This is a genomic window from Streptomyces sp. NTH33, assembly GCF_003236365.1.
In the GTDB taxonomy this organism is placed as follows: domain Bacteria; phylum Actinomycetota; class Actinomycetes; order Streptomycetales; family Streptomycetaceae; genus Streptomyces.
In genome coordinates, this window is record NZ_POTZ01000432.1 from 1 (window position 1) to 5,830 (window position 5,830).

5 protein-coding genes and 2 pseudogenes are annotated in these 5,830 nt (G+C 70.6%); 2 read left to right on the top strand and 5 right to left on the bottom strand.

The window, feature by feature from the left end:
* Positions 1 to 232 precede the first annotated feature (232 nt).
* Positions 233 to 1,513 carry a threonine/serine exporter family protein gene (locus C1I97_RS29655; protein ID WP_111006194.1) on the top strand — a complete coding sequence of 427 codons (1,281 nt, stop codon included), beginning with the start codon at positions 233 to 235 and terminating at the stop codon, positions 1,511 to 1,513.
* Between the two features lie 7 nt (positions 1,514 to 1,520).
* On the opposite strand, the gene C1I97_RS41900 is transcribed toward C1I97_RS29655, so the two are convergent.
* The 4 genes and pseudogenes from C1I97_RS41900 to C1I97_RS43050 form a co-directional block, all read right to left on the bottom strand.
* The gene (locus C1I97_RS41900; RefSeq protein WP_258382796.1) at positions 1,521 to 1,643 is read right to left on the bottom strand and encodes a hypothetical protein; all 123 of its coding nucleotides are present in this window, start codon (positions 1,641 to 1,643) and stop codon (positions 1,521 to 1,523) included.
* Between the two features lie 52 nt (positions 1,644 to 1,695).
* Entirely contained in the window at positions 1,696 to 2,442 is a 747-nt protein-coding gene (locus C1I97_RS29665; RefSeq protein WP_111006191.1) for an MIP/aquaporin family protein, read from the bottom strand.
* 86 nt (positions 2,443 to 2,528) lie between these two features.
* A pseudogene (locus C1I97_RS41905) lies at positions 2,529 to 2,836 on the bottom strand (aldehyde dehydrogenase); the annotation flags it as partial.
* A 36-nt stretch (positions 2,837 to 2,872) separates the two neighbouring features.
* Positions 2,873 to 3,974 (bottom strand): annotated as a pseudogene (locus C1I97_RS43050) (IS630 family transposase).
* Between the two features lie 185 nt (positions 3,975 to 4,159).
* On the opposite strand from C1I97_RS43050, the gene C1I97_RS29685 reads away from it, so the two are divergent.
* Positions 4,160 to 5,311: a PP2C family protein-serine/threonine phosphatase gene (locus C1I97_RS29685; RefSeq protein ID WP_111006193.1), complete on the top strand. Its 1,152-nt coding sequence runs from the start codon at positions 4,160 to 4,162 to the stop codon at positions 5,309 to 5,311.
* 189 nt (positions 5,312 to 5,500) lie between these two features.
* On the opposite strand, the gene C1I97_RS40210 is transcribed toward C1I97_RS29685, so the two are convergent.
* A complete protein-coding gene (locus C1I97_RS40210) occupies positions 5,501 to 5,656 on the bottom strand; it encodes a hypothetical protein (RefSeq protein WP_181446969.1) in 156 nt (51 codons plus the stop codon).
* Positions 5,657 to 5,830: the final 174 nt, after the last annotated feature.

A 5,830-nucleotide genomic window follows, 5' to 3' on the forward strand; every position in this document is an offset into this window, starting at 1 on the left:
GCACCGACGCCATCACGCACCTCCAGCACGCCACCACCACGGACGCACCGGACCTACCTCACCCACCCCGGCACCATGCCTGACCAGCACGAACCCAGCCCCCACACTCGGTTTCGAGAAGCCCTCTCAGCGTGGGCCGAATGGGGGGGGAACGCCGCCCGCTCGACCCGAGAACGTGTAGGCCATTGTCGCGCACCCTGATATTTTCGGGAGCCGGCACGAGGGGGTGGACGTGGGGCAGCATACGGCCGCCGGCCTGGACGATCTGACCGTCTTCCTGGCCCGCCTGACTGCCCTTCTGCTGCGCTCCTCCGGCGAGGGCGCCTACGCGATCCAGCGAGCCGTGGGTACCAGCGCCCAAGCCTTCGGCGGTCAGGCGTCCCTCGTCCTCGTTCCCGACGCGGCCGTACTCACGGTCACCGCGGCGGACGGCAGCACCCGGACCGTTTCCGTACACGGCTTCCCGGAGGTCTTCCGACTCGACCAGGTGGCGGCGCTGAAGCCGTTTCTGGCAGACGTGGAGGCGGGCGGGTTGGGGGTGAGCGAGGCCGACCGCAGGCTGGCGCGGATCGATGCCGCTCCGGTGCCGTACCCGTGGTGGCTGAAGTTCCTCGGTGTCCTGCTGTTCTCCCTGGGCTTCGCCCCACTGGTGCAGCGCACCTGGTACGAGATCGCCACCACGGCCGCCCTGGGCGCGGTCGCCGCGGCGCTCGTGGTCGCCGCCGTCCGTGCGCCACGGTTGTCCAAGATTCTCCCGCTGGTGGTCGCGGCCGTCATCTCCGTCGTCACGATCGAACTGTTTGCCAGCGATCCGGCACACGGCGGCCCGGTCCTGCTGATGCTCCCGGCGTTGTTCTACTTCGTTCCGGGTGACTTCCTGAGCGCGTCGACCACCGAGCTGGCCGTCGGCCTGATCACCACCGGCGCGATCCGGCTCGTCTATTCCACGTTCCTGCTTGTCCAGCTATACCTCGGCGTCCTCCTGGGCATCTTCATCACCGGCACCCCCGCTCGCGCCCTCTTCGACACCGCCGCCCACGCCGACCTGCCCCTGTGGGCGATGTTCCTGGCCGGGGTCGCGTTCACTGCCGGCACGATCCTGGCCTTCGCGATCCCCTACCGCTTCTTCTGGATCCTTCTGGTACTGGTCTACGCCACGGTCGGGGTGCAGTCGCTGTTCACCCTGGTGGTCCGGGAGACCGGGGGCACGTTCGTCGCCGCGGTCGTGCTGGCCGCCACGGCCAATCTGCTGGACCGCAACCCGGCCGCCCCGCCCCGATTGATCCTCATCCTGCCTGGCTTCTTCACCCTCACCGTCGGCTCGCTCGGCATGCGCGGCCTGACCACCCTGGCCGGCGGCTACCGCATCGAAGGCTTCCAAGACCTGCAGAAACTGGTCACGATCGTCACCGCCATCGCGATCGGACTGGTCGTCGGTATAGCCCTCACGCATAAACGCACCACACCCCGGGCGACTGCAACGGCATCTCCCACAGCCACCTCGGCGGCGTAGGCCGGCGCTACGCCTCGTACACCCGAATCAGCAGCTCCATCAGCTGCCGACCTTCTGCCTCGCTGAGCGGTGCCAGCAACTCGGCGTTGGCCCGTTCCGCCAGCTCCGCGCACCGCTCCAGGGTCTCCACGGGGGCAGCCGCGGGTGGTCGGGGCGAAGGCGCAGGCCGTCATGCTGGGGTGTTATTCGGCTTCGGGCGTTCGTCCGGGCGGCGGTGTGAAGGGTCGAGGTTGGGCAACGAACACGTAGGCCGCGGCGGCGACGACGGCGCCGATCACTGGGCCGACCCAGTACAGCCAGAACTCCTGCCACGGCGTATGGCCGCCGAAGACAGCCGTGGCCGCGTAGGGTCCGAAGGTGCGCGCAGGGTTGACCGAGCCGTTGCTGATGGGGCCGATGACCATGATTTCACAGGCCACCACCAGGCCGATGACCAGCCCGGCCCAGCCCGTCGGTGCACGCGCGTCCACGGCCAACGCCATGATGGTGAACAACAGCAGCGCGGTTCCCAGAGCCTCGGCCACGCCAGCCTGCAGGTAAGTATGGCCGGGCTGGACCACCGTGCCGCCGGAGACGTTGGCGGTCAGGGCAGACGAGCCGAAGATCACGTTGACCAGCAAGCCGCCACCGAGCGCCCCGCCCAGCTGGGCGACGACGTAAGGGACGACCTCCCTCCAGGGGAAGCGTCGTATCGCGGCCAGCGCGATGGTCACCGCAGGGTTGATGTGCGCCCCGGAGACGGGGCCGAACACGTAGACGGCAGCGGCGATGACGAAAGCGAACGAGAGGCCGATGATCCCTATCGCGGCGTAGCCCAGCTGGCCTTTGCCCACCGCCAAGGCGGCTACGAACGAGCCCGCCCCGAAGATCACCAGTAGCGCGGTGCCGATCGCCTCCGCGGCCAACCGCCGCCACAGCTCTGCGGTCATAAATGTTCACCCCTATAGCTCGAGCGCGCCGGGGGTGCACGGCCAACGTCGGGGGTGTTGACCGTGCACCGGCCGGCTACATCGGCTCAGGCGGCCTTTTGGTCGGGCTTGAGCACGACCTTCGAGTAGCCCTCTCCCCGCTTGTCGAACCGTTGGTAGGCGTCCGGGGTCCCCTCCAGCGGCAGCCGCTTGGAGACGACGAAGCTCGGCTTGGCGCGGCCGGCGATGATGAGGTCGCGCAGCTGCTGGTTGCAGCCTTGACGCTGGCCTGGCCGGTTGCCATCTGCAGCCCCTCCTCCCAGAACTTGCCGATGTTGAACAGCAGCCGGCCATGCGCGGCGTCCTCGTTCGGCGCGCCGGGGCCGGAGGGTACGTACAGGCCGACTACGCCGAGCATCTGAGGTTTTCGCGTCGGGGTGCGTTGCTCCTGTCATAGCGTCAGGACGAGGCCGGTCTCGGCGATGAAGCCGTCCAGGAGGCCCGGACGGTACTGCATCCGCTTGAGCCGGGTCCGTATCAGCGCGGCGAGTTGGTCGGTGGTGCAGGCGGCCAGGTCGGCCGGCGTCTTCTTCGGGCTCGCCCACACGCCCTCGCCCGGATTCAGGTCCGGTGCACAGGGCGGGAAGTGGAACACCGCCAGCCAGGAACGTGCGGCGAGCAGGGCACGCATCGCGCGATCGGTGTGCTGGGTGGAGTCGTCCCACACCAGCACGATCGGCCGGCACCCGAGTTCCTGGTGCACTGCGTCCAGGAAGGCCGCCAGATCCCGCTCCTGGAAGCCCTTCTTCTCACCCCTGCGGCCGGGATGGCGCACCAGCATCCGGTACACGAGCCGGGTGCGCTCCCCGGGGCGGCAGCACACCGCACTGACCAGGGACACCCGCCCGCCGCCCCTGCCGGTGACCCTCACCACCGGGGTCGTGCCCCTGGGAGACCAGGTGCGGGCCCTGGGCGGACGCAGGCCCTGGCCGGACTCGTCGGCGAAGCACAGCCAGGCGTCCCGCTCCCTCACCCTCGTTCCACCACCGGCCAGACTTCCTCGACCCAGGTGGCCACCGCCTGCTCGTCGCGTTCGGCGGCCCGGTGCACTGGGGGTACCTCCCGGCCGAAGGCTGGGGGAGCACCTGCGCCGTGAAGCCCATCTGCCGCAGCAGCCGCCAGGTCTGCGGCACGCTGAGCGAGACGTGCCGGCGGCGGCCGATGACGGTGGCCACCCGGGCCGGCGTCCAGCGCTGGTCCTCGACCCAGCCGTGCGCCGCCGGGCCCTGCGCCAGCAGGACGGCCGGCTCCGTGCGCCACTGCGGCCTGAACCGGCTGGACGGTCCGCTGGGCCCCCTCGAGCGCAGCGCCTCGATCCCGCCCGCGCGCCACTGGACGTGCCAGGCCCGGGCCGGCTTCTGCGAGATGCGCAACCGCTCGGCGACCTGCGGCGGCCGCATCCCCTGCGCGAACATCCCGGCGGCCTGGAAGCGGACCTGCTCCCGCTGGTCACGCTGGAGCGCGGTCAGGCCGCCACCATCGGGACACCTCATACCTTCCGGCCTGCACCCGACCACAAACCCCCGCACCCCGACACGAAAACCTCAGAAGATCCCCAACGGAGTCAAGCCGAGTGCCGCCAGGGTGTTGCTGTTCACGGTGGCATGGGCAGGGCTGGCCCGTGCTCCCGCCGCGTTCCTGCGCTGCGGTGCTGCCCGGGAGGAGGTAGGCAGAAAACATGCGCCTGCGGCAGCGGTGTGCGCACCGCCCTCGCTCACGGCAGGCCGGTGACGCTCTGCTGGCGCTGCCGCTGGGCCTGATCGTGGTGATCGTGCTGGTCGATGTGCTGGCCCCGCACGGCTTGCCGCTGGGCCCGTCGCTGCTGATCGTGGCGCCCGCACTCGCCGCGTCCTTCGCCTCCACCCTCGTCACCGGGGCGGTGGCCGCCCTGGCGGTGGTGGGCATGCTCGTCATCGGCCTTCACGGCGGCCACCTGCTGGGCGGCACGATGTCCTTCGGCTCGCAGTTCGCCGCCCTGCTGGTGGTGTCGGTGATCGTGACGGTCTTCCGGTATCTGCGCGAGCGGCACGCCCGTGAGCTGGCGCTGGTGCGGAGGGTGTCGGAGGCCACGCAGCGGGTGGTGCTGCGGCCGCTGCCACACCGGATCGGCCCGCTGCGGGTGGGATCGGTGTATCTGGCGGCGCAGGAGCAGTCCCTGCTCGGCGGCGACCTGTACGCGGCCGTCCGCACCCCCACGGGCACCCGGCTGATCATCGGTGACGTGATGGGCAAGGGCCTGACCGCCATCGGCGACGCCGCCCTGCTGCTGGGCGCCTTTCGGGAGGCCGCGCACCGCCAGGCCACCCTGCCCGCCCTCGCGGCCTACCTGGACCACAGCGTGTGCTGGCACCTGGCCGATGCCGCCGAGGCGGAGCAGGTCGGGGAGTGCTTCATCACCGCCGCCATCCTCGACATCCCCGACGCGCCGCCGCAGGTGGACATGGTCACCTGCGGGCATCCGCCCCCCTTGCTGCTGCACGGTCAGAAGGTCTCCATACTGCACGCCGCCTGCCCCGCCCCGCCGCTGGGCCTGGGCGACCTGACCGCCGCCGCCTACCACGTCGACACCTTCACGCTCGAGCCCGGAGACATACTGCTGCTGCACACCGACGGGGTGATCGAGGCCCGGGACGCCCGGGGCGTCTTCTACCCGCTGGCCGAACGCGCCGCCTCCTGGGCGCACCACGGCCCCTCCGCGCTGGTCCACCACCTGCGCACCGACCTGCTCGCCCACGCCGGCGGGCACCTGGCCGACGACGCCGCCGCGGTTGCCGTCCAGCGCACCCCCGGCCGGCGCCCACCGGGACTGCCGAGCGCGCCGCAGCCGTAGCCGTAGCCGGCTCGGCCACGGGCCCGGCTCCGAGTGGTCACGGGTCTGGCCGGCGCGGCGGGCGCCCTGCTGCTGGTCGGCCCGGAGCCGGCCGACGTGCTCAGCGCCGTCGCCGGGTGTGCACCGCGAGCGGGACCGTTGCGTGGCTTCGTAGGTGAGAACTGGCCACGGTGACGATTCCCGGATGTCTCATTCTTCGTGATCGGGGCGGTCCGTCGTGGTGCTCTGGTGGGTTTCCTCCGGAGGGGGCGCTGGCGACGGGGGGAACAAGAAGTTCTCGAAGGCGTCCAGCCCGAACAGCATGAGCAGGAGCATCACCGGCAGGAGCAGGGCCATCACGACCATGACGCCTCCCGGTGAAGCAGTGATCACGGGAACGCGGCGGACAGAAACTTAGTGGTTCGGACCGGAAGTCCTTCGGGGGTTGATCATGTAGCTGGCTCGGCGGAGGATTCTTCGTGGTGATCGGTGGTGTGCCGGTCGAGTCTGGCCAGCAGATCGTCCAGGTCGGAGGTGGTG